The sequence below is a fragment of the Dietzia cercidiphylli genome (assembly GCF_014145145.1).
Classification (GTDB): Bacteria; Actinomycetota; Actinomycetes; order Mycobacteriales; family Mycobacteriaceae; genus Dietzia; species Dietzia natronolimnaea.
Window position 1 is genome coordinate 1 of record NZ_JAALEA010000022.1, and the last position, 21,762, is coordinate 21,762.

Consider the following 21,762-nt stretch of genomic DNA (forward strand, 5'->3'; position numbering starts at 1 on the left):
TTGGTAGAGCTACGGACTTTTAATCCATAGTCCCCGTTGTTGCCCCCGCTCGGCCCGCCCTGGTGGGGGCCGTTGCTTTCTAGGCCGAGGGTCCACCAGGCGGGCACTTTCCATCGCAACTGCACGCGCTTAGCGATCGCCACCTCATCGGCGACGGCGTTGCGACCGGTCTCCCACGCGTTGTAGGTGGACTCCTTCACGCCGAGTTCCACGGCGAACTCGTGCTGCGTGAGTTTGAGGTCGCGCCGAATCCGGCGCAGACGGTCGCCCGTAGTCATGTGTGGGATGAAGTCCCCGCTCAGTTCGGTGTTCATGTCCCCACCCTATAAAGCTATTCAAACCGTGTCAATCCCTACCGCGTATGGAAACGTACGCGTGTCGGCTTGACCCGATACGGATGCGTATGCCACGGTATGCACATGGCCGATACGGATACGTACTCAGGAGACGAACTCCTCACCCCGGCGCAGGCCATCGCCGTTGCGCACATCTCAAAGTCGACCCTTCTCCGCGCCGAAGGGGCCGGGAAGATCGCGCCCCTCCGCACACCTGGGGGGCACCGACGTTACCGACGTGCGGACGTCGAAGCTCTGCTCTCTCACCCTGCCGCATAAAGCGGCCCCGCGACGGCAGCAACCGTCCGGGGCCATGAACAGAAAGTAGGTCTGTCGTGTCAGATCATACCGGGACTCTCGTCCCGTTCAACTACGGCGACGTGCAGGTGCGCGTCGTCACCGTCGAAAGCGAACCGTGGTTCGTGCTCGCCGACCTCGCCCGCGTGCTGGAAATCAGCGACGTGAGCCGTCTCGCCTCCCGCCTTGACGATGGGGTGCGCCAGACGCACCCCATCCGGGATGCCCTCGGTCGCTTGCAGAACGCGACCATCGTGTCCGAGTCGGGCATGTACGAGGTCGTCATCCGCTCCGACAAGCCGGAAGCCGCCGCGTTCCGTCGCTGGATCACCGGCACGGTGCTCCCGGAGATCCGCCGCACTGGCTCCTACTCCCCCGCGCCGGCCTTGCCGGTCGATCGGACCGAGCTGCTGGCGCGCGCTGTGCTCGAGGCGACTGCCGCGCTCGAGGAGAAGGAGGCGCACATTCGCGAGCTCGCGCCGCGGGCGGCGGTGGCGGACGAGCTGATGGACGCGACCGGCCTGCTCAGTCTCCAGGAGCTGGCCAAGGCGCTGGGTTGGGGTCCGAACATCCTGTTCCGTGATCTCCGCCGTCTCGGGGTGCTGCAGTCGAACCGGCTGCCGTACCAGCGGTACGCGCACCACTTCGAGGTGAAGCTCGGCACCTACAGGCATCCGAAGACGGGCGAGACGATGCCGACCCACCGCCCGTACGCGCGGCCGTCCGCCATCCCTTTCTTCCGCCGCAAGCTCGCGGGCCTGGAGCAGTCTCTCGATCTCGAGGTGGCGTCATGATGTACGAACTGCTCGACACGGCGGAGCACCCGATCGTGCTCGTCGCCACGCTCGAAGACATGCCGGAGGGGGATCATCCCGCGGGCTGTCCGTGCGGGACCAAGTCCGGCAAGGGCCTCAAGGTCGTCCTCGGTGGCCACGCGCCCACTGCGGTCAAGGCGGTCGGGCTGATCACTGCGGTCGCGTCGCTTCTGGCTGACGACGACCTCGCGGACAGTGATTGCCGCGAGATCCGTCGCCAGCTGGCCCGGCTTCTGGCGGTGGCGTCATGAGCAGGTTGGAGGTCACTGACCAGTTCGACGCGGCGGCTCACACTGAGCATCTCCGGGCGGTCGTGGAGGCGGAGGAGTTCGCTGGCGGGCCGATGACGCGTACGCCGGGGGTGGGACCGACCCTGGACGACCTGTTCGGTCCGCGGCCGAAGCCGCAGCCCGCGGGCGGGGACGGCCCGAAGCCGACGATCTGGGTCGTCAAGCAGACTTCCGGCGGCAACCTTCGTGTGCTCGCGGAGTGGCACATCACCTACGCCCGCCCGGAGGGGAGTGAGCTGCGGTTCCACAACGGAGACGACAAGCACCCGGTGGCCACGGTCCGGGCCGGGTCGTGGCACTCGTGCGTCGCTGAGTCCGCGTTGGAGCCGAAGGCGGGTGAGGAGTGATGGTCCCCGACACTCGCCCGGCGGCGGAGATCACCGCCGGTGTTCATGCGGTGGCGCATACCGGTCGGCGTAAGCGTCTCGTTCGAGGAATCGACCGGTTCGGTCATCTCGCGACGCGTGAGCCGTCGGCCTGGGTGTGGGTGGCGAGCCCTCTCGGTCTGGGCCGTCACCAGCTTGTCCAGGTGGCGCTGTCGGAGATCATCACGCATCCGGGGCGGGCGTCATGACAACCGCCACCACGGCGACGAGCCTCGCGCCGTCTCACGCGATCTCGTGGGATCCGGAGGCCCGAGTGCCCGACTGGGTGGTCCTGGGCCGGATCCGTGACCTGATCGTCGCTGACCTCCCGGTCCCGGACGACATCTTCGGCTCCGACTCCATCGTCGACTACATCCCGGCCTTGCTCGCGGCGGGCCACAAGCACCACGAGATCGAACGCGCGACGGGCGTCAAGCCGTCTCGCCATCTGCCACGGAGGACCCGATGAGAACCACCACACGCCCTGACCGGCCGTTGCCGGCCCCGCTTCCGTACGCCTCGCAGGCGGGCCGCGGTGAGGCCCCGGCCCCGCGGCCGGCTGAGCCCGTGAACCCGGGCGGACCGCTGATGAGGGAGGACGAGCGCACCCTCTGGATCGTCATCGGCTGCCTCGTCGGGTACCTGCTCGTGATGCTGGCCATCGCCTGGCATCTGAACGGGGGCCTGTGATGGTCGCCGTGTACATCGATGCCGCGGGTGACGTCCGGTCTGCCAACACGGACGCGCTGATCGCACCCGCGGGCACCACGCCGCGCGAGGCCCGCTTGCGCTCCGCGCTGTTGGCAGCCGCCGCCGAAGCCCTCCAGAGCTCCGCGACGGCCGGGACGGTGCGCCGCCCCGCACGGTGCCGGCGTTCCGAGGGGATGCCGGCCGTCGCGGTCCCCACGCCGATCTCCGCTGCCCCGTCGTACGCCCGGACTGTCGGCGAGGCCCGCCGGGTCCTCGCGGTGATCGACGTCGAGCAGCTCGCCGAGGAGACCGCCCAGCAGCTCGCTGTGCTCGCCGGGAGGGACGTCCGATGATCTACCTACGCCGTTCCGGGTCCGGGCTCACCATCGGCAACGGCGACATCTCGTTCCTTGAGTACGTCGCCCGCGGAGCGCTCGACCGGGGCGAAACGGTCGAGCTGCATATCGACGGCCAGGAGTGGCGGCCGGTCACTTCCTACCAGGAGGTCAACGACACCCTGCACGAGCTGTATGAGGAGCTCGACGCACGCCGCGACGCCCTCGCCGAGTCGGACCAACTGCCTCTGCTCGGGGACGCGTCATGAGCGTGTCCCAGTTCTCTGACGTGGTGAAGGCGCGGGTGATGACTCGCTCTGGCGGGTTCTGTGAGGTCCGGGCCGCTGGGTGTTGGGATGAGGGTTCGCAGCTTCATCACCGGCGTGCTCGCGGCATGGGCGGGTCGAGGGATCCGCGTTCGGGCGGTGCGGCGAACGCTCTGTCCGTGTGCCTTCCCTGCCATGCCCACGCGGAGTCGAATCGTGATGAGGCCCGCGATATGGGGTGGTTGGTCCGTCAGGGTGTCGACCCGGCGGTGGTGCCGGTGTTCCGGTACCGCAGGTGGGTGTTGCTGGACGACAACGGCGGCATCACTCCCGTGCCGAGCGGGGTGGCGTCATGATCGCCGGGGAGATCCGCGCTGTCGCGGATCTGGCCGCGCTGCGGGAGTGTCCGCCGCACACGGTCATCTCGGACGCTCGCGGACATATCGGCACCCTCGCCCAACGTCAGTCGTCCGCCCTCGCTGGCGGCGTGTACTGGGCCGGCATGGGCGGGATCTGCGACAACAGCACCATCGAATTCCCCGTCCAGGCGTGGTGGCCCAAGCATCCCGCCCTGGTTACCGGCGGCGCGTGATGGGCCGCCCAGCCTGGTGCCGCGAGTGCCGACACGAGATCGCGTGGGCCACGCTCATCCCTTCGGGGAAGGCCGTGCCGCTCGATGTGTCGCCGGACCCGGAGCTGGGCATCTATCACCGCCGCTTCATCACTGATTCGACCGGGCGCCGCACCTCGACTGTGGTGCAGCTGTCCGGACATGACCTGACCGAGGCCCGGGACCGGGCCCGCCGCTATCCCGCTGACCGAGAGAGCCGCTTGTGGGTCCCGCATTTTGCGACCTGCTCGGCCCGCCGACCACACCCAACGGAGACCACCCGATGACCACTCTGCAGATCACAGATCTTCCCATCCATGATGTCTACCCACACCCGCAGAACGTGCGCCGCGAGCTGCGCGGCATCGATGAACTGGCCGCCTCGATCAAGGCCGAGGGCCTGCATCAGCCGATCATCGTGGCCCCGGCCAGTGCCGGCACCGTCGGCGATCACGTGGACGACGAGGAGTACCTGATCGTGATGGGGAACTCCCGTCACGCTGCGTGCGCTCAGCTCGGCTGGGAGACCATCCCCTGCATCATCCGCGACGACCTCGACACCGAAGAGAAGGTCCTCTCGGCGATGCTCGCCGAGAACTGCGCCCGCAACGACCTCACCATTACTGAGGAGGGCGACGCGTTCCAGCGGCTCCTGGACCTGGACTTGTCGGCCGCTGCTGTTGGAAAGCGGGCCGGGCGCTCTCGCAAGCAGGTCACGGACCGCGTCACGATCGCCTCGCAGTCCGACCGGATCCGGCGCGCGGTCGACGACAAGCAGTTGACCCTGTCGCACGCGATCGCTCTCGCTGAGTTCACCGACGATCACGAGCTGTACGCCCGCGTCGAGGGCGCGATCGGCACCCCGAGGTTCGAGTACGAACTCGAGCGCGCCAACACGATCCGCCGCCACACCCAGGTCCAGGAGAAGCTACGCGCCGACGCCCAGGCGTCCGGCTTCACGGAGGCCAGCGAGCGCGAACTGTCGGCGATGCACAAGCCAGTCGGCGGGTTCCAGCTCGAATGGCTCGGTTCGACCGCCCCGGAAGATGGGGACGCCACGATCCGGTTCACGGTCACCTCGGCGAACCTTGAGCACTGGCCGCCGACGATCCGCTACTACCGCCTCGTCACCGTGCAGGACGAGCCCGCCAGCGGCCCGTCAGATGGTTCCGCCGACCCGGCACCAGGAAACCCGACGTCGGCCCATGCCGGCCCAGACCTCGCCGCGATCAACGAGCAGCGCAGGGTCGAAGCCGAGGAGCGAAAGACGGCGGCGAATCGTCGCCGCGCCTTCCTCCGCCAACTGTGGGACGTCGACTTCGCCGTCGAGGATCCAGTGTGGGCTGCCAGTGTCCTGGACTTGCTGCGAATGGCGGTGGCGGAGCGCGGGTACGAATGGGAGCCGCTCACCGAGCTCGGCGTCATCCTCACCCACGGTGACGGCGACGACATTCCCGAGCTGCGCGACGGCGACCCCCGACTGGATCCGGCCGAGTGGTCGTCGCTACGTCTGCAGTTCACCGTGTGGTGGTGCCGCTGGGCCGCGATGGGCGAGCGCGAGCTCTCCAACTACATCCCCGGCTTCTGGGAACCCGAGACCGCCAAGTACCTCGAACTGCTCCGCGAGGTGCTCGACTACGAGCTGTCTGACATCGAGGACGCGCTCCTGGACACCTACTACGCCCATGTCGCCTCTGATGGTGACGACTGATCCCGCGGCCCGGCTGGCTGCTGCGTGGTGGGACTCCCTGGACGACTCCCGCCGGGTGCAGATCCACCGCTGGATTGCCGGCCGTGAGGCCTCCCTCGACCACCCGCCCGTCGCCGGGCAGACCGACCTTCTCGACTACCTAGGGACCCGACCATGACCACTTTCGTTGTCAACGACCCCGCGGTGTGTGACCAAGTCGCCGAACTGCTGGGCCCGTTCCGTTCCTCTAAGCCCGGCCGTCCGGCCACTAACGACCGTGTCCGTGATCGCGAGGCGCTCCTCGCTGCTGAGAGGCGCATCGCGGATCTGGAGCAGGACATCAGCCAGACCCAGTATCTGCTCGCCCAGTCGACTGCGAAGCTCGCGGCCGAGCGGGAGGCTCACGACGAGACGACCGCCAAGCTGGTCGCCGCCGAGTCGGATCTCGCGCAGACCTCACGCGAGCTCGAGGGCGGCCGCGCCGAGCTCGAAAGGGTACGCGAGGAGCTGACCGAGAACCGTCGCGAGCTGACCAAGCTGCGAACCCAACCTGCTCCGGCCACGGTGAAGCCGCTGCACGGCAACTCGACCCGGGCCAAGGATCGGGACGCGTTCACCGAGCTCGCTCGCCGCATGGACGAGCAGGCGAGAACTCAACCGAAGCCAAGGGCGGACGTCCTTCGCATCGCCGCCGGAGCTGTCCGTGACGAGGTCGAGAAGGTGTACGGCACCACTGGAAAGAAGGCGTCATGACCGTCTCGTTCGCCACCTCGTGGGAGGGGCTGCGCCGCGCGCTGACATCGGTCCTGCCGCACGTCGACCGCAAGGACTCCTCCGAGGCGCTAAGCCGGGTCCGGCTCGACGTCACCGCGGGCTCGGACGTCGCGCTGGTGTGGGCCACCAACCTCGTGACGTCGGCCGTCGCCCGCACGCCGTTGCTGTCCCCGTCGGATGAGTCGGCGCTGCTCGAGCTGGAGCCGGGCATCGTCAAGAAGATCCTGACGATGTTCCCCGAGGTGAGGGATTCGATTGTCGCCCCGGAGCGGGTACTGACGATCACCCAGCCGCGCGAGCGGTTGATCCAGATCGAGGACACCTCCGGATTGTTCGCGGGCCAGGAGATCACCGTCCCCTTGCCCGCGCGTACTTCCGACCGGTTCCCGGACGTGCCGTTCCTGCTCGCCTCCCACATCGACCGGCCGCCGGCCTCGAAGCCGTCGCAGTGGTTGGACTCCTCGGATCTCGGCCGGTTCGCCGCCGCCACCCGCAGCTACGACGAGCAGATCGTCCTGACCGAGCGGGAGGGCTCCGACGACGCCTTCGTGTCGGTCGGGGCATGGTTCGCGGGCACCCTGGCCCGGTTCGAGCCCGAGAACTCCCAGCAGTACACGACCAAACGAGCCGCCGAGTGGGCCGCACTCCTGCCCGACCCCGCCTCTACACCCCGCGGGATCCGGGTCCATGACGGCCGGATCGGCGACGACCTCGACAACCTGATCTCCGCGGTCCGCATCGTCACATCCGCCGGCACCTGCTCGGTCTCGGTGATCCAGCGGCGGCTGCGCATCGGGTTCGGCGACGCGGCCCGCTTGGTCGACTTGCTCGACCGGTTCGACGTCATCGGCGGCACCGCGGGCAACCTGATCCGCCCCGTCCACGCAGAGCTCGTCGAGGCGCCCGACGCCGTCGACATCATCTGCGACCAGATCCTCGACGCCGCCCGGGCCGAGGACGCCACACCTCGAGGAGAAGCCGCATGAGTAGCACCCTGCCCCACCTGATCGTCGTCGACGTCGAGACCTCCGGCACCGACCCGCTCGACCATGACGTCCTCGAGGTCGCGGCCGTGGACCTGGCCACGGGCGAGGAACTGTACTTCGTGCCCACCCCGATCATGGGCAACTGGCTCGAGCGGGCACATCCGGCAGCCATGAAGGTCAACCGCTATTTCGAGCGCGGCGTCTACGCCGAGCAGGTCGACGTCCAGACCACCCGGCAGCGGTGGGAGGCGCTCGCCACGATGCTCGACGGCAACATCCTCGCGGCAGTGAACCCGGCGTTCGACGCGCGGTTCATCGACTACGCGATGGAGAAGCACGAGGTGGAGTGCCGCCGTAGCTACAGGCTCCGGGATCTCGCCACGTATGCCGCCGGGGTCCTGCGTACTGACCCGGCCGAGCCCACTTCGTCGGGCGAGATCTTCGCCGCCCTGGGCATCACGAATCAGGAAGCGCACTCGGCTCTCGGTGACGCGCGGGCGACTGCGGAGGCGTTCACCAAGCTCCGTGCCCTCTCCCTGGCGGGCAGGTAGCGCAGTGGGTGCCGAGAAGGCGTGCAAGGGGTGCGCCGAGGCTGCCGCCGACATGAGCGACACCGACTTGACCGACGCGATCGGCGTCCTCGGCCCCGACTCCCCACTCTTGCCAGCGGTCCGGGACGAGATCCGCAACCGCCTCCAGGCCGCCGCAGACGCGGCCACCACACGAAAGGAACCGGCATGACGCATTGGCTCGCACTCGTCCCCCGCCTGCCCGCGTGGTCCGGCTGGGCGACCATGCGGCGCCTCGCTCGTGGAGGTGCCCAGTGGTAGTCGGATCGCTCCTCGCCGCGGTCGTCCTCCTGGTCGTGGGCGCCGTTCGCTTACTCCGCGTCTCCCGAGCCCTCCGCCGAAAACAACAGGCCGTGGACCGGGAGCGCGACCACCTCAACCGCACATGGAACTACCAGACCGGAAGGGTCCTCCGACCATGAGCACGAAGATCACAGCCGACAACGGCGTCGAGCTCGAGGTGTGCCACCTCGGCATCGACGCCACCAACCCCAACCCCGCCGAGCCGTCGTCAATCTGGGCCCGACTCACCGCAGAGCAGCGCGCGAAGCTCGCCGCGGCCCTCGCCCCGGAGCGGACCCCGATCGTGGAGGGCAGGCCCGTTCACGGGATCACCGTCACCGGCTATGTCGGCGATGCCCCCATCAACCCCGCCGACTGCGACCGCACCACCGTTTACACCGGCGAGTGCCGCAACTTCGCCGACACCGAGTGGATCCGATTCGAGTCCGGCCGCCGCCGCTCCCCCGACGCCCGCGACGGCAACACGTGGCTGATTGACGTCGTCTACGGATCGTTCTGGATGGCAGACGACAAGGTCCGCAACCTCGTGCCCCTCGTCCCCGCCACTGCCCCTGCGGTGTCCCGCGCCGACATCGAGAAGGCGATCCTGTCGCGTCGCTGGAACACGAGCGGCCCGGATAGCCAGGGCTTCGCCATCATCCACATCCCGTCTGCGGTCGACGCCGTGCGCGAGGCGGTCGACATCCAGGCTGAGCAGTCCGTGGACCCGGTCGAGGCCAGGGTGACCACGCGCCACCCCGAGCACTACCGGCTGGTGAACGAGGCCGACGGCAGCGAGTGGCGGATGAATCGCGCCGGCAAGTGGCTCCCCGCCGACCTCCTCGGGCAGGAGGCGGACCAGTGACCGTGATGGACGAATACCAGCCCCGTGGACAGCGCGTGTACGCCTATCAGGTGACGCGGGAAAACGCTTCCGCTGCCGCTCGCGAGTTCGGTTGCGAGATCCATGAGGAAGCCAAGTCCAGCGATCCGACCGACGTGGCCAAGTGGATCGTCGTGCCGACTGTCGAGGAGGTCCATCGTCTCCTGATCACCCACGAAGGCCCGGTGTTGGGCCGGGAGCGAGAGACGAACAAGGTCGTCGTATGGGCGAAGAAGGCCGACTTCGACGCTCTCTATGAGCGGGTCAAGAAGCCGGGGATGCGCGGGGCCGACCTGTGACCGGCATGGAGCACGCCATAGAACAAGCGGCTGGGGTGATGGACAAGAACTTCAACCCGGACCGGTACCCGATCATGGCCGCGATGTTCCGCGACTACGCCCGCGCACTGGCCGAGGCTGGCCTCCTCGCCCCCGACCCCCTCGAGGGCGTCGAAGACGTCAGCGCCTCCCAGGAGTGGGTGATGATCCCCGCGGACCAGGTGCGCGAGGAGTGGGCTCAGAGGTGGGTGCGGCGGTCCGGCGAGGTCCGGGTGATGAAAGCCGAGAGTCGAGAGCACGCGGACCCTGGCGGGGAGCGCGGGGTGGAGGCGGTCCACCGCTTCGTGTCCGACTGGCTGCCCGCCGACATGGACGATGCCGAGGGCGACGGGAGGGCCGAGGGGTGATCGGCCAGGTGCTGGAACCGGAATCGTCCATGGAATGTCGAGCGTGGGCCGACGAGATGGCCCGGCAGGCCGCGATGTATGCCGAGCACGGACACCCCCGGGAGGCTGCGGACTGCCGCCATTACGCGGCCCGGTGGACAAGGTCCGCCGAACGGGCAGCGGAGCGGGAAGGGGCCCTGTGGTGACCGCCCCGGATCGTCAGCGTGACGGCGGACCGATCGCCGGTGACCTCCTGCAGCTCGTGGAGCACGGGTTCCGCGACGACACCGGGGTCGACTGGTACCGCGGGTACGGACTCGTGGTCACGACCGCGAATCGCCGCCGGATCCTCGACCGGGACGACACGGTGTCTGAGGCGGACGGCTGGTGCTACCAGGACAATCCCCTGTCCGACGAGGTGGTCGCGGTGACCCGCATCAGGTGGGAGGACGTGCGGCTGTACGCGCCCGCCGACCTAGAGCTGCGGTGTCAGACGTGGACGTCGTGACCCCGCCGCCCGGCTCTAAGGAGGCCCGCGCCAAGGGCTGCCCCTGCCCCCAACAGGACCACCGCCACGCCCCCGACTGGCCCTGGTGGATCGACCCCCGATGCCCCGTCCACGGATGGAAAGAGTTCCAGTGACCGAGCCGATGCAGTTCCCGCCCCCCGAGCCGATGAGCCTCGCGAGAAAAGCGGTCAGCGCAGCGGTTCACACCGCGATCGTGCGCCGCATCTTCGACGCGAGCTGGACCGAACTGTATCCGGGGTGGGAGCTCCCTGACTGGCCGCAGCTGACCCAGCCGCCTCGCATCGACCGTGAAGCGATGCGCGACCCCTACCGCCGGTACCTCAAGGACTGGCTCAGCGATACCGCGTTGAAAGACGCTGTACGCCGCCGCTTCCGGCCGCTGGCGGACGATCCGCTGATTCGCCAGATCCTCGAAGAGGCGGACCTCAAGATCGCCATAACTAGGTGGGTGCCGCCGATCTCACCCAAGCCCTGGGCCCGCGCCATCGCCGAGACAGCACAGACGGAGGTCCGTGATGACCAGTGACGAGCACAAGGCGGCGGCCGAGCAGTCCCTGCTCGACGCGTGGGGTGCCGCAGACCCCACTCCGGAACTACTGCGTGGCCTCGTGCACGCCGTACTCGCAACCATCAAGGAGACATCGTGACCACTCAGCTCGCCCCGAACGTCCTCTCGTGGGCAACCCACATTGACCAGACCACCATTGACCAGGCGGTGGCCCTCGCTGGTCTGCCGTTCATCCACCCGCACATCGCGCTCATGCCCGACGCCCACGCCGGTAAGGGCTCCGCCGTCGGCACCGTCATCCCGACCGAGGGCGCGGTCATCCCCGCCGCGGTCGGCGTCGACATTGGGTGCGGCATGATCGCGGCTCGAACCCGATACACCGAGGCCGACCTCGAGCGCATCGACCTGTCCGAGCTGCGGGACCAGGTCGAGCGCGCCATCCCGTTGTCGCCGGGCAACTACAACAGCCGCGTGCACCACGACCACACCCATGATCGGGTCGCCGAGCTCGAAGCGCTCGCAGAGAGGAACGAGGTCGACCTGTCTCACTCTCCGAAGTGGCGTGAGCAGCTCGGCTCCCTCGGCGGGGGCAACCACTTCATCGAGCTGTGCCTCGACGAGACGGGCGCCGTCTGGTGCTTCCTGCATTCCGGGTCGCGGGGCGTCGGCAACAAGATCGCGCAGAAGCACATCAAGATCGCCCAAGCCTTGTGCAAGCGGTGGCACATCCAGCTCGCCGACCGGGACCACGCCTACCTCCCGCAGGGCACTCCGGAGTTCACCCGGTACTTGACGGAGCTGCACTGGGCGCAGACGTTCGCGCGGCTGAACCGGGACGAGATGATGGACCGGTTCCTGGACCAGCTCGCCCGCCTGTTCGGCGACGACGACGCCGGCGAGACTGAGCGGGTCAACTGCCACCACAACTACACCGAGACCGTCCAGGTCGGCGGCCGGAAGGTGTGGCTGACCCGCAAGGGCGCCATCGACGCCACCGAGGGCCGGATGGGGTGCATCCCCGGAAGCATGGGTACCCGCTCGTACATCGTGCGCGGCAAGGGCAATCCGTCGGCGCTGTTCTCCGCACCGCACGGCGCGGGCCGGGCCATGTCCCGCACGCAGGCCCGCAAGCGGTTCACCGCGGCCGACCTGGACGAGGCTATGCGCGGCATCGTGTACCGGCCTGGTGACGAGTGGGTCGACGAGATCCCGGCCGCCTACAAGGACATCGACCAGGTGATGGAGGACGCGGCCGATCTGGTCGAGGTCGTGCACGAGCTGCGCCAGGTGATGAACGTCAAGGGCACGTAGGCCGTGCCCCGCCCAGCCCGGCGACCTCGCTCGCCGCCATCCGCCGCTGCCTCGTCCTGCGTCTGGTCTCGTCTGAAAGTTGGTGTCCCGTGTCTCGATCTCGTGTCGCGCAGCCCCGTTCCGGTGGTGAGCGCTGATGCCGTGGTTCCAGGTCGATGACAAGTTCACGACTAACCCGAAGGTCCGCAAGCTGCTCGATCTCTCCCTCGAGCGTGATGATCGCGGTCTCGCGGCACTCGGGATGTGGGTGTCGGCCGGGTCAGACATCAATCAGTCGACGTTGGACGGGATCGTGTCCCGTGCGGGTCTCGTGCGGGTCACCTTGAACCCGGCGAAGGTCGATGAGCTCGCAGGCCTCCTGGTCGCCGCTGGGCTCTGGCACTCCGCCGGCCACTCGTGTGCGCGCTGCGCGCAGCCCCCGCCGGGGGCGTTCGTGTTCCACGACTGGTCCGACTACGGCTATGCCACCCGCGAGGAGAAACAGCTCAAGGACCGCAAGGCCAAGGAGCTCAAGGAGCCCCGGATCCGCGCCGAGGTGTGGGCCCGGGACTGCGTGAGCCCTGACCGTCCTCGTGAGGCGGATTGCCGGTACTGCGGTAAGCGAGTACGCCAGAAGGACAACCGCAGCGCGCCCGAAGACCGGGCGCATCTCGATCACGTCGACCCGACCCTCGCGATCGGCTCGACGAACATCGTGATCGCCTGCGGCGGCTGCAACAGCCACAAGGGCCAGCGGCAGCTCTCGCAGACCGAGCTGCAGCTCCGCCCCCCTCCCGCTCACAACGGGCCGCGTCCAGACGACGCAGAGCCCCGAGTGTCGCCGACCGCCGTCGCAGATCCCGCGTCGCCGGCCACGCCCGCCGCTGAGACCACCGTCTCGCCGGGCCAGGCCGCCGCTGATGCAGGATCGCCGGCCGGTCGACCGCAGACACCCGGCTCGCCGTCTCCGACCGCCCAGGAGCGACCAGCACCGCCCGACCACTCGGAAACCACTCTGGAACCAGACGTGGAATCAGCCCGGAACGCTGTCCTCGCACGCACGCGTGCCGACGCGCGCAGGTCAGGGTCAGGGTCAGGGTCAGGGTCAGGGCTGGGTAAGGGACAGGGTTCTGGTCGGGGTGAGGGGCCGGGTCACGGTCAGGGTCAGGGCCCGGCTGGTGGCAGGAAGCGGCGTCGGAGGCGGGGGCGTGGTCGTGGTGCCGGGCCCTCGTCGTCTGGTGGTGCTCCGGGTCCTGCCGCTCGGCCTGTGGGTGCTGCCGGCCAACCTCCCGAGGTGTATGTCCCTGGCCGCATCGGATCCCCGTGGGCCGAGTGGAAGGGCGCCCCGTCGACTGTGACCGATACCGACTGTGATCGGCATGGGCTGCCCGAGCCGTGCCGCAAGTGCGTGACCGAGAGCGAGGCGGGCTGATGCCGCTGCTCCTGCTCGACCTGTCCGACCCCGCATCCCAGGAGACTTCGTGACCGAGACGTTCCTCGACCGGCAGTCGGTGCGCACGCTGGCGACCGACTGCAAGATCATCGCCGATTCGTCCGCCGAGTTGCTGCGCATCGCTCGGCTGGAGACCAGCCCGCCCGGTGGTCGGACTGCACGCAATCCGCGTGTGCCCGACTCCCGGCCGCCCCTCAACCTGACCGCACTGTCGGCCTCTATCGAGATGCACACCTGCCTGATGTCGTGGTCGGTGAACCTGCGCGACAACACTGGCGTGCATCTCCCCGACCACGACGACGACCGGTCGCTCGCACTCCACCTCCGGGTACATGCTCATCGGATTGCGCAGCAGGCGTGGGGCCAGGATTGCGCGGATGAGATCGGCACGTGGGCCGCCACGATCCTCGGGATCACCACCCCGCCGCCAGCTCGGCGCCTGGACGAGTACTCCACCGCCGAGCGCGCCCAGGGGCTCGCGACTGCGCAGGTGTCGGCCGAGATGTGCGCGCAGCTGGTCGACGAGTACACCGAAGGCCAGTACCAGCCGACGGCCGAGCAGATCCGCAAGTGGGGCCAGCGAGGGAAGGTGTCGGTGTACGGGCCGCCCCGCTGCCGCATGTACGCGGTGAGCGAGGTGCTCGATCACGTGCGACACGCGAAACGGAAGATGTGACTGGCTTGTCCAACACGACGTGCTAGGCTTCGCCTTGCGAGCGCGGTGGGTCCACAGGACCGCCGACGCTTCGTCGTTCCCGCCCTGTGGTCGGCGTGTGGAACCCGTGAGCCCACGCCGCGGCATCGAGCGTGGATCTAATCTCCCGGCCGTAGTCGCCCGCGCGCATCTCCCAACTGGCCCCGCTTCGATGCGAGGGCGCGCATCCCCCGCGTGGCGCACGGCCGGGTACAACCACCGGGAGGCCATCATGGACGCCGCACCCGACGGGCTGCATCTCGCAGCCTTGACCATCACCCTGTCGACCGACGGCGGCACCGAGTATGTCCTCGTCGAGGCGGACGACGACCTCGCCGCCACGACGATGCTCGGGATGCTGGACCTCGCGAAGGCACAGATCCTCGACCGGCTCACCTGATGCCCGGCTCGACGACCGAGCGTGGTCTCGGGTGGAGGCACCAGCAGGACGTCGAGAGCCTGCGTCGTCGTCACGTGGAAGGAACCGCGTGCTGGTGGTGTGAGCGTCCGATGTTCAAGGATCCCGCTCGCAACTTCGATGGCAAGACCTTAGAGGGCGACCACTCGGAGGCCCGCAGTCGTGGCGGCCGCAAGGCTGACCGGCTGATGCATTCGACGTGCAACCGTCAGCGTGGGGATGGATCGAAGGACGAGCTCCGCCCGGCGCTGACCGGGGTGTGGCCGCCCCCGTCGCCCGCTGCCGCGGTGGCCACGGTGGCGCTGACCGGGCCGCCGGAGCCGCGCGCCCACGTCCTGGACTGGGGATAGGACCCCCCACCCCGAAAATATCTGGACCCCCGCCCTCCTGACTCCCTGCGCCGGTGCCAGTCAGGAGTTTTTGCCGGGCTCGAAACTCACGTGCAGGAGGTGGCGGCGGTGGCCGACGAGGACCAGGCCGCCGACGAACGGTCGGGCGGCGATCGACTGCGTGCGGCGCTGGCCGAGGACGACGACCCGGCGGACCTGGTGGCGCTGATCGAGGAGGCCGGCCGGACGAAGGATCGCCTCGACCAGCTCGACGCGATCCTGCGCGGCGACACCGACTTGTGGGCGCAGCTGACCGAGGGGCGCAGCGGCAAGGTGCTCGAGATCCGGGTCGACTCGGTGATGCAGGAAGCACGTCAGCTCACGACGGTGTTCAGGCAGACGCTCGCGGAGATCCGGAGGAGGCGTGATGGAGGCACCTTCTCTGGGAAGCTCGGCGGTCTCCTCGACGACCTCTGAGGACGTCGACGAGATCTTCGCGGAGATCATCGCGGCGGAGTGGCCGAAACTCACCGGCCGGCAGACGCCGTGGGCGCAGTCGTTCACGGTCGGCGACTCGGCGCATGGTGAAAAGGTCGTCAAGCTCGCGCGGCGGATGAAGGTCCGCCCGATGCCGTGGCAGACGTGGTCGATCGAGCACATCATGGCCAAGGACCCGGACGGGACCTGGACGCATCCGGAGTGCTGCCTAATCGTCCCTCGGCAGAACGGCAAGTCGCTGATCCTGTCGCTGCTGGTGATCTACCGGATGTTCGTGCTCGGGGAGAACATCATCTTCTCGGCGCAGCAGTGGGAGACCGCGAAGTCGCTGTGGAAGCGCACGTGGAACCTGGTCCGGTCACAGCCGGACCTCATGGCGTTCCACGAGTCGCACACCTGCTCGCAAGGGCGCGGCACGATCGTACTCACCACCGGCGCGCAGGTCGTGTTCACCACCCGATCGCCGAACGCCGGCCGTGGTCTAGACGTCGTCGACCTCACGATCTACGACGAGGCGTACGACCTGGACCTCGCTGACCTCGCGGCGCTGTCTCCTACGCAGATGGCGGCGAAAGATCCGCAGAAGATCTACACCTCGAGCGCGGTGAACGTCGACCAACACCCGAACGGGATGCAGTTGGCGTCGGTGCGCGCTCGAGGGCAGGAACGCGAAGAGGGGCTTTTTTACGCGGAGTGGCGGTCACCGGACGGTTCGGCCATGGACGACCCCGAGTCGTGGAGAGTCGGGAATCCGTCGTATGGGGTGATCCAGACCGAGGCCAAGCTCGGCGCGGAGTGGCGCACGTTCCGCAAGACCGAGGCCGGCCGGAAGTCGTTCGGCTGCGAGTACATGGGGCTCGGCGACTGGCCCACCGACGGGCCGGAGGAGCTGCCCCCGGTGATCGACCCCGACGCCTGGGGCGACCTCAGAGACCTCACTGCGGTCGCGACCGGCGCGTCGTGCCTTGCGGTGGAGTGCGAACCGATCCGAGACCCGGCGATGCGCAAGTCGCGGCGGTGGACGATCGGCGCGGCGGTACGCACCGCGACCGGAAAGCACGTTCAGATCGGCTACCGCGGCCCGGGTTCGCCCACCGAGATCGCGGCGAAGGTCGCAGCGGCCGTCGCGGCCAACGATCCGGTCGCGGTCGTGCTCGACGACAAGAGCATCGCCAAGGACCTGCTGACCAAGCCGCTCACCGATCTGGAGATCGAGCCGGAGTTCGTCAAGTCCGGTCAGCTCTCCGAGGCGACCAACGGGTTCCTCCAGGCGGTCGACAACCAGACGCTCACCCACGACGGCGACCCGCGCGTCGCGCCGCTGCTCGAACACGCGCAGCTGCGCGACGTGGGGCAGTCCGGCGGGGCGGCATGGGAGCGGCTGAAGAACGACGACATTTCTCCGCTGATCGTGCTGACGAACGCGGCCTGGGGGCTGGACAAGTTCGACGTCGCGGCCGATGCGCCGCCGCCGGCACCCGAGCACGTGCCGACGTCGGCGGACTCTGCGTCGGGCCCGGGCGAGGGCATCGACTTCATGACCGCGAATTTCTAGACGAGGAAGGGGGCGCTGATGACCGAGACTGTGAAGGCCGCCGCGCCCGCTGCGGCGCCCGTGGGCGAAGTCGGGTACGTCGTGTCGGCCCAGTCGCCGATGCTCACGGGTCCGGGAAGCTACTGGTCCATCGACGCCGACATCGAGGAAGTCCCCGAGCTGCGGTGGCCCCAGTCGGTCACGGTGTTCAACCGGATGCGCCGAGCGGATGCTCAGACGATCTCGGTGCTCAAGGCCGTCACGCTGCCGATCCGGTCCACGAAGTGGCGGATCGACCCGGGCGACGCCGAACCCGAGGTGGCCGCGTACGTTGCCGAGCAGCTCGGGCTACCGCTCACCACGGGCGACAACCCGGCCCCCCGGCGCCGGAAGTCGCGGTTCTCCTGGACCGAGCACCTGCGGCTCGCGCTGCTGTCGCTGCCGCTGGGACACATGTTCTTCGAACAGGTCGTCACCGTGGACCCCGTCACCGGTGACGTCGAGCTGCGCAAGCTGGCCCCCCGGATGCCCTCCACGCTGACCGACATCAAGGTCGCCGACGACGGCGGCCTGGTCGGCATCGAACAGGCATCCCCCGCGGGCCGGACCGTCAAAGCCCGCGACGGCGGCCGGCGGTTCATCCCGGTCGACCGCCTGGTCGCGTACGTCAACGAGCGGGAGGGCGCGGACTGGGCAGGCACCTCGCTCCTACGGGGCGCCTACAAGCACTGGCTCCTCAAGGACCAGCTGTTGCGCATCGAGGCGATCTCGGTGCGCCGCAACGGCGTCGGCGTGCCGGTCTACACCGCACCCGACGGGGCGAGCTCCGAGGACATCGCCAAGGGCCGCAAGATGGCCAACGAGTACCGCGCCGGAGACACCGCCGGTGCGGGCCTGCCGTTCGGCGCCAAGCTGGACCTCAAGGGCGTGAACGGCATGCTGGTCCCGGCGCGGACCGTCATCGAGTACCACGACGCGCAGATCGCCCGCACCGCGCTCGCGCACTTCCTGAACCTCGACGGCAAGGGCGGCTCGTACGCGCTGGCCTCCACGCAAGCGGATCTGTTCATCACGTCGCTGAACGCGATCGCACAGATGGTCGCCGACACGACGAACCAGCACGTGATCGACGATCTCGTCGACTGGCAGTTCGGCACCGACGTGCTCGCCCCGACGCTGACGTTCGACACGATCGGCTCTACCGACATGGCGGTCGCTCAGGCGGTCCGCACGCTCATCGACTCGGGCGCGATCACAGTCGACGACGACCTCGAGGTGTGGCTGCGCCGGGCGCTCGGCGCACCCGACCCGGGCTCTCGGTCCGGGGCGAGCGAGACGGACGGGGGTGACGGCGATGGTTGAGGTGGTGGTGCCACCGCGGCCGGTGCTCAAGACGATCCCGAACGTCGAGCTCATCAAGGTCGGCACGTGGCCGATCTCGACAGGGATATGGACGGTCACCTCCGACGACCTGTACGCCGCGGTGTCCGCGCTCGAGTCCCCGGCGATCCGCCGGCCGGTGCTCAAGCTGGGCCACAGTGACTCGCGGTTCGACGGCGAACCTGCGGTCGGGTGGGTCGACAACATGCGGGTCTCCGATGACGGATCGACTCTCGTCGGTGACTACAAGGGCGTCCCCGAGTGGCTGGCCACGGTCCTGGCATCCGCGTTCCCCGACCGGTCCATCGAGGGCCAGTACGGGTTCACCGATCAGACCGGACGCGAGCACCCGTTCGTCCTGACCGCCGTAGCCCTGCTGGGAGTGACGGCGCCGGGCGTCGGCACGCTCGGCAGTCTCCAGGACATCGCGGCCCTGTACGGGGTGTCCGCCGCAGAATCCGCCGATCCGACCGGGGCGGAGTTCACCATGCCGGTCACGAGGGAAGGAACCCCCATGCCACAGGCGATCAAGGTCGCCGCGTCGCAGTCGGTGGAGGACGTGCGGCGCAGCTTCTACGAGGGACCCGCCGCCAGCAACTGGTGGTGGATCGAAGAGATCTACGTCGACCCGGGCGAAGTCATCGCGGTCGACGACGAGACCGGGGACCTGTACCGGGTCCCGTTCACCGCTGCCGACACCGGCATCACGTGGGGGGAAGCCGAGCTGGTCAAGCGCGAGTACGTCGCAGCGTCCGGCCGGACCCCCGCCATTGCGTGGGCCTCCCGTGAGGAGTCCCGCCCCGAAGCTCCGACCGCCGCGGTCGGTGATACCGAAGAGGAAGGAACGTCGATGGAATTCGACGACACCCAGGCCGCGGAGCTGCTCAGCCTGCTCAGCCTGGGAGAAGGAGCAACCGCTCAGGATGTCCTCGAGGCGCTCACCGCGCTCGTGGACACCTCCACCGCGGCGGCCGCCGGCGAGGGCGAAGACGCCGCGCCGGTCTCCGCCGCCGCTCTGGGGGTCGAGCAGATCCGCGCAGCAGCCGAAAAGAAGGGTCTCACCATGGTCGACGCCTCCACGCTGGAGAGCATCAAGGCTCAGGCCGCGGCGGGTGCCGCCGCGCAGAAGAAGCTCGAGCTCCAGGACCGCGAAGGCAAGGTAGCTGCCGCCATTCGCGCCGGGAAGATCCCGCCCTCGCGCAAGGACCACTGGTGCTCGGTCATCGAGCACGACGCCGGCATGGCCGATGTTCTGGCGTCCCTGCCCGACAACATGGTGCCGGTCGCTGAGATCGGCCACAACGGCGACGAGGTCGGCGCCTCTGCCGACGTCACCGAGTCCGACCTCTTCAAGAACTGGAGCTTCTGATGTCCGCGATCCCCATGGTCACCAAGCACGGCCCCAAGACCTTCCACGTCACCGAGACCGTCCGCGGCGGGCAGGTCGTCGAGGCGCGCACTGGCGGCAAGATCGGTGTCGCCGCTGCCGACTCGGGCACCGTCCTCGGTGTGTCGATTGGCGATGCCGCCCCGCCGAGCTCCGCCTCGAGCGCTGACGCGTTCGGCAACCCGCTCGTCTCGGCCGTCTCGGTTCCCGAGTACACGGCCGTGGCCTACGGCGGCATCGAAGTGCGGTGCGTGTTCTCCGCGGCCGCAGCGTTTGGCGAGGCGGTGGTCTCCGCCGGTGACGGCAAGGTCAAGCCCGCTGGCGCGTCCCCCACCGGCCGGATCCTCGGCTACGTCACTGAACCCGCTGGTGTCACGGCGGCCGATCAGTCCGGGCTCGTCCGGACCCTCTGACCCCCAGAAAGGAATCGCCATCATGGCACCCACAGGAGTGGTGAGCGTCAACGACGGTCCCCGCATCACGATCAACGATCTCGTCGGGAACCCCAAGCTGGTCCCGACGAAGATCATCGAACTGCTCGCCAACCAGTTCCTCTCCGAGTCGCTGCTGCGCGATGCGGGCCCCAACGTCAACGGCCTGGTCTCGTACAACGAGTCCACGCCGCTGTACCTCGAGGAGGGCCCGGAGCCGGTCGCCGAGTTCGCCGAGATCCCGGTGACCGCCGGCGCGATCGGCCTGCCCAAGATCGCGGTCTCGCAGAAGATCGCGCGCGGCATCCGCGTGTCGAAGGAGATGATCGACGAGGGTCGGCTCGATCTGGCGCAGATGCAGATCACGCAGCTCGTCAACACGTTCATCCGCAACGACGACCGGGCGCTGCGTCACCTGCTGTCGAACTCGGCTATTCCCGAGATCCCCGCGTCGGCGGCGTGGACCGACGGTGCCGGCAACCCGCGGCACGACATCGCCGCGGCGATGGAGAAGATCGGCTCGGCGTCCCTGTCCGGCGACACCGACGGGGACGACACCATGGGGTTCGTGGCCGACACCGTCGTGCTGCCGGCCTCGATCACCCCGGTCCTGATGGACAACGACAAGTTCATCGACGTGTACAAGGACACCCTCGCCGCCGAGGACATCCGGTACACCGGCAAGCTCCCCAACCAGATCATGGGCATGGCTGCGCTGCAGTCGCGTTCGTGGCCGCTGGACCGGGTCCTGGTCGTCGAGCGCCGCACGGTCGGGTTCTACTCCGACACCCGCGTGCTGCAGTCGACGAACATGTACCCCGAGGGCGGCGGACCCAACGGCGGCCCGACCGAGTCGTGGCGCTCGGACACCTCCCGCAAGCGGGTCAAGGGCGTCGACCAGCCGCTCGCGGCGTGCTGGATCACCGGCGTGCAGGGGGGCTGATCCGATGGCGAAGTACAAGCTCCTCGCTGACCAGTGGGACCAGGTGCTCTCCAAGCCCACCGAGCAGTTCCGGTTCGTCCGGCACCGCAAGGGGGCCACCGTCGAGATCACCGGAGCGGACGAGGCCCGGCTCCAGCGCATCGGGGCCGTCGAGCCGATCAAGCGCGCGGCTGCGAAGTCGACCAAGACCGAGCAGAAGCCGCCCCCGGAGAAGCCGAAGACCGACGAGGGCAACGGCGACGGAGGCGGCGACAACGGTGACGGCCAGGGGGACCAGAACCCGGACGACGAGACCGGCGACCAGAATCCCGACGACTCCACTAAGGAGACGGTCGAGAAGCCGGCCAAGACCGGCCCCGTGGCCGCCTGGCGCGAGTACGCCGTCGCCCAGGGGCACGACCCCGACGAGGCGGCCGACGCCACTCGCGCCGATCTGATCGCCCTGTACGGGTGACCCCGGGCGCCCCTCCGGCGCATCACCTCGTAGTGGTGCGCCGGAGGCTGGCACAGGAAGGAG

General features: G+C 68.7%; 34 protein-coding genes. 33 read left to right on the top strand and 1 reads right to left on the bottom strand.

Annotated elements, in window-relative coordinates; all coding sequences use genetic code 11:
* The coding region (locus G6028_RS01175) for a helix-turn-helix domain-containing protein (protein WP_182657773.1) at positions 1 to 314 on the bottom strand (314 nt) is incomplete at its 3' end.
* A 105-nt stretch (positions 315 to 419) separates the two neighbouring features.
* On the opposite strand from G6028_RS01175, the gene G6028_RS18000 reads away from it, so the two are divergent.
* The 33 genes from G6028_RS18000 (at position 420) to G6028_RS01330 (ending at position 21,699) form a co-directional block, all read left to right on the top strand.
* Positions 420 to 614: a helix-turn-helix domain-containing protein gene (locus G6028_RS18000; RefSeq protein ID WP_182657774.1), complete on the top strand. Its 195-nt coding sequence runs from the start codon at positions 420 to 422 to the stop codon at positions 612 to 614.
* Positions 615 to 670: 56 nt separating this feature from the next.
* A complete protein-coding gene (locus G6028_RS18005; protein ID WP_182657775.1) occupies positions 671 to 1,426 on the top strand; it encodes a BRO family protein in 756 nt (251 codons plus the stop codon).
* Complete coding sequence (locus tag G6028_RS01190) at positions 1,423 to 1,698, top strand: hypothetical protein (RefSeq protein ID WP_182657776.1); 276 nt, start codon at positions 1,423 to 1,425, stop codon at positions 1,696 to 1,698. Before G6028_RS18005 ends, G6028_RS01190 begins: the two co-directional genes overlap by 4 nt.
* On the top strand, positions 1,695 to 2,084 hold the full coding sequence (locus G6028_RS01195) for a hypothetical protein (RefSeq protein WP_182657777.1): 390 nt from the start codon (positions 1,695 to 1,697) through the stop codon (positions 2,082 to 2,084). Before G6028_RS01190 ends, G6028_RS01195 begins: the two co-directional genes overlap by 4 nt.
* Before the next feature lie 223 nt (positions 2,085 to 2,307).
* Positions 2,308 to 2,571: a hypothetical protein gene (locus G6028_RS01200; protein ID WP_182657778.1), complete on the top strand. Its 264-nt coding sequence runs from the start codon at positions 2,308 to 2,310 to the stop codon at positions 2,569 to 2,571.
* Positions 2,568 to 2,792, top strand: coding sequence for a hypothetical protein (locus tag G6028_RS01205; RefSeq protein WP_182657779.1), 225 nt, complete (start codon positions 2,568 to 2,570; stop codon positions 2,790 to 2,792). The genes G6028_RS01200 and G6028_RS01205 overlap by 4 nt, the downstream gene beginning before the upstream one ends.
* Positions 2,793 to 2,800: 8 nt before the next feature.
* Positions 2,801 to 3,145 (top strand): hypothetical protein, encoded by a 345-nt coding sequence (locus G6028_RS01210; protein WP_241730454.1) that lies wholly within the window; start codon positions 2,801 to 2,803, stop codon positions 3,143 to 3,145.
* On the top strand, positions 3,142 to 3,396 hold the full coding sequence (locus G6028_RS01215; protein ID WP_182657780.1) for a hypothetical protein: 255 nt from the start codon (positions 3,142 to 3,144) through the stop codon (positions 3,394 to 3,396). The genes G6028_RS01210 and G6028_RS01215 overlap by 4 nt, the downstream gene beginning before the upstream one ends.
* A gap of 349 nt (positions 3,397 to 3,745) precedes the next feature.
* Positions 3,746 to 3,985: a hypothetical protein gene (locus tag G6028_RS01220; RefSeq protein WP_182657781.1), complete on the top strand. Its 240-nt coding sequence runs from the start codon at positions 3,746 to 3,748 to the stop codon at positions 3,983 to 3,985.
* 301 nt (positions 3,986 to 4,286) lie between these two features.
* Positions 4,287 to 5,714, top strand: a complete 1,428-nt coding sequence (locus tag G6028_RS01225) for a ParB/RepB/Spo0J family partition protein (protein WP_182657782.1) — start codon at positions 4,287 to 4,289, stop codon at positions 5,712 to 5,714.
* Positions 5,704 to 5,871 carry a hypothetical protein gene (locus G6028_RS01230; protein WP_182657783.1) on the top strand — a complete coding sequence of 56 codons (168 nt, stop codon included), beginning with the start codon at positions 5,704 to 5,706 and terminating at the stop codon, positions 5,869 to 5,871. Before G6028_RS01225 ends, G6028_RS01230 begins: the two co-directional genes overlap by 11 nt.
* Positions 5,868 to 6,446, top strand: a complete 579-nt coding sequence (locus G6028_RS01235; protein ID WP_182657784.1) for a hypothetical protein — start codon at positions 5,868 to 5,870, stop codon at positions 6,444 to 6,446. Before G6028_RS01230 ends, G6028_RS01235 begins: the two co-directional genes overlap by 4 nt.
* Positions 6,443 to 7,453, top strand: a complete 1,011-nt coding sequence (locus G6028_RS01240; RefSeq protein WP_182657785.1) for a DNA translocase FtsK — start codon at positions 6,443 to 6,445, stop codon at positions 7,451 to 7,453. The genes G6028_RS01235 and G6028_RS01240 overlap by 4 nt, the downstream gene beginning before the upstream one ends.
* Positions 7,450 to 8,004, top strand: coding sequence for a 3'-5' exonuclease (locus G6028_RS01245; RefSeq protein ID WP_182657786.1), 555 nt, complete (start codon positions 7,450 to 7,452; stop codon positions 8,002 to 8,004). Before G6028_RS01240 ends, G6028_RS01245 begins: the two co-directional genes overlap by 4 nt.
* A gap of 52 nt (positions 8,005 to 8,056) precedes the next feature.
* A complete protein-coding gene (locus tag G6028_RS01250; protein ID WP_182657787.1) occupies positions 8,057 to 8,194 on the top strand; it encodes a hypothetical protein in 138 nt (45 codons plus the stop codon).
* Positions 8,195 to 8,440: 246 nt separating this feature from the next.
* Positions 8,441 to 9,169 (top strand): hypothetical protein, encoded by a 729-nt coding sequence (locus tag G6028_RS01255; RefSeq protein ID WP_182657788.1) that lies wholly within the window; start codon positions 8,441 to 8,443, stop codon positions 9,167 to 9,169.
* Entirely contained in the window at positions 9,166 to 9,486 is a 321-nt protein-coding gene (locus G6028_RS01260) for a hypothetical protein (RefSeq protein WP_182657789.1), read from the top strand. The genes G6028_RS01255 and G6028_RS01260 overlap by 4 nt, the downstream gene beginning before the upstream one ends.
* Positions 9,487 to 9,524: 38 nt before the next feature.
* Positions 9,525 to 9,872: a hypothetical protein gene (locus G6028_RS01265; protein WP_182657790.1), complete on the top strand. Its 348-nt coding sequence runs from the start codon at positions 9,525 to 9,527 to the stop codon at positions 9,870 to 9,872.
* A gap of 181 nt (positions 9,873 to 10,053) precedes the next feature.
* A complete protein-coding gene (locus tag G6028_RS01270; RefSeq protein ID WP_182657791.1) occupies positions 10,054 to 10,359 on the top strand; it encodes a hypothetical protein in 306 nt (101 codons plus the stop codon).
* A 130-nt stretch (positions 10,360 to 10,489) separates the two neighbouring features.
* Positions 10,490 to 10,906, top strand: a complete 417-nt coding sequence (locus tag G6028_RS01275; protein ID WP_182657792.1) for a hypothetical protein — start codon at positions 10,490 to 10,492, stop codon at positions 10,904 to 10,906.
* On the top strand, positions 10,896 to 11,027 hold the full coding sequence (locus G6028_RS17875) for a hypothetical protein (protein WP_277817553.1): 132 nt from the start codon (positions 10,896 to 10,898) through the stop codon (positions 11,025 to 11,027). Before G6028_RS01275 ends, G6028_RS17875 begins: the two co-directional genes overlap by 11 nt.
* A complete protein-coding gene (locus G6028_RS01280; protein ID WP_182657793.1) occupies positions 11,024 to 12,199 on the top strand; it encodes an RtcB family protein in 1,176 nt (391 codons plus the stop codon). Before G6028_RS17875 ends, G6028_RS01280 begins: the two co-directional genes overlap by 4 nt.
* Positions 12,200 to 12,440: 241 nt before the next feature.
* Positions 12,441 to 13,610, top strand: coding sequence for an HNH endonuclease (locus tag G6028_RS18010; protein WP_338404118.1), 1,170 nt, complete (start codon positions 12,441 to 12,443; stop codon positions 13,608 to 13,610).
* A 49-nt stretch (positions 13,611 to 13,659) separates the two neighbouring features.
* Positions 13,660 to 14,307 (top strand): hypothetical protein, encoded by a 648-nt coding sequence (locus G6028_RS01285; RefSeq protein ID WP_182657794.1) that lies wholly within the window; start codon positions 13,660 to 13,662, stop codon positions 14,305 to 14,307.
* A gap of 190 nt (positions 14,308 to 14,497) precedes the next feature.
* The gene (locus G6028_RS01290) at positions 14,498 to 14,725 is read left to right on the top strand and encodes a hypothetical protein (RefSeq protein ID WP_182657795.1); all 228 of its coding nucleotides are present in this window, start codon (positions 14,498 to 14,500) and stop codon (positions 14,723 to 14,725) included.
* On the top strand, positions 14,725 to 15,093 hold the full coding sequence (locus tag G6028_RS01295) for a hypothetical protein (protein WP_182657796.1): 369 nt from the start codon (positions 14,725 to 14,727) through the stop codon (positions 15,091 to 15,093). The genes G6028_RS01290 and G6028_RS01295 overlap by 1 nt, the downstream gene beginning before the upstream one ends.
* A 108-nt stretch (positions 15,094 to 15,201) precedes the next feature.
* Entirely contained in the window at positions 15,202 to 15,549 is a 348-nt protein-coding gene (locus G6028_RS01300; protein ID WP_069388580.1) for a hypothetical protein, read from the top strand.
* A complete protein-coding gene (locus G6028_RS01305; protein ID WP_182657797.1) occupies positions 15,500 to 17,125 on the top strand; it encodes a hypothetical protein in 1,626 nt (541 codons plus the stop codon). Before G6028_RS01300 ends, G6028_RS01305 begins: the two co-directional genes overlap by 50 nt.
* An 18-nt stretch (positions 17,126 to 17,143) precedes the next feature.
* Positions 17,144 to 18,466, top strand: a complete 1,323-nt coding sequence (locus G6028_RS01310) for a phage portal protein family protein (RefSeq protein WP_182657798.1) — start codon at positions 17,144 to 17,146, stop codon at positions 18,464 to 18,466.
* Positions 18,459 to 19,853, top strand: coding sequence for a phage protease (locus G6028_RS01315; protein ID WP_182657827.1), 1,395 nt, complete (start codon positions 18,459 to 18,461; stop codon positions 19,851 to 19,853). The genes G6028_RS01310 and G6028_RS01315 overlap by 8 nt, the downstream gene beginning before the upstream one ends.
* Complete coding sequence (locus G6028_RS01320; protein ID WP_182657799.1) at positions 19,853 to 20,284, top strand: hypothetical protein; 432 nt, start codon at positions 19,853 to 19,855, stop codon at positions 20,282 to 20,284. The genes G6028_RS01315 and G6028_RS01320 overlap by 1 nt, the downstream gene beginning before the upstream one ends.
* A 22-nt stretch (positions 20,285 to 20,306) precedes the next feature.
* The gene (locus G6028_RS01325) at positions 20,307 to 21,245 is read left to right on the top strand and encodes a phage major capsid protein (protein WP_182657800.1); all 939 of its coding nucleotides are present in this window, start codon (positions 20,307 to 20,309) and stop codon (positions 21,243 to 21,245) included.
* Positions 21,246 to 21,249: 4 nt separating this feature from the next.
* Positions 21,250 to 21,699, top strand: a complete 450-nt coding sequence (locus G6028_RS01330; protein WP_182657801.1) for a hypothetical protein — start codon at positions 21,250 to 21,252, stop codon at positions 21,697 to 21,699.
* Positions 21,700 to 21,762 lie beyond the last annotated feature (63 nt).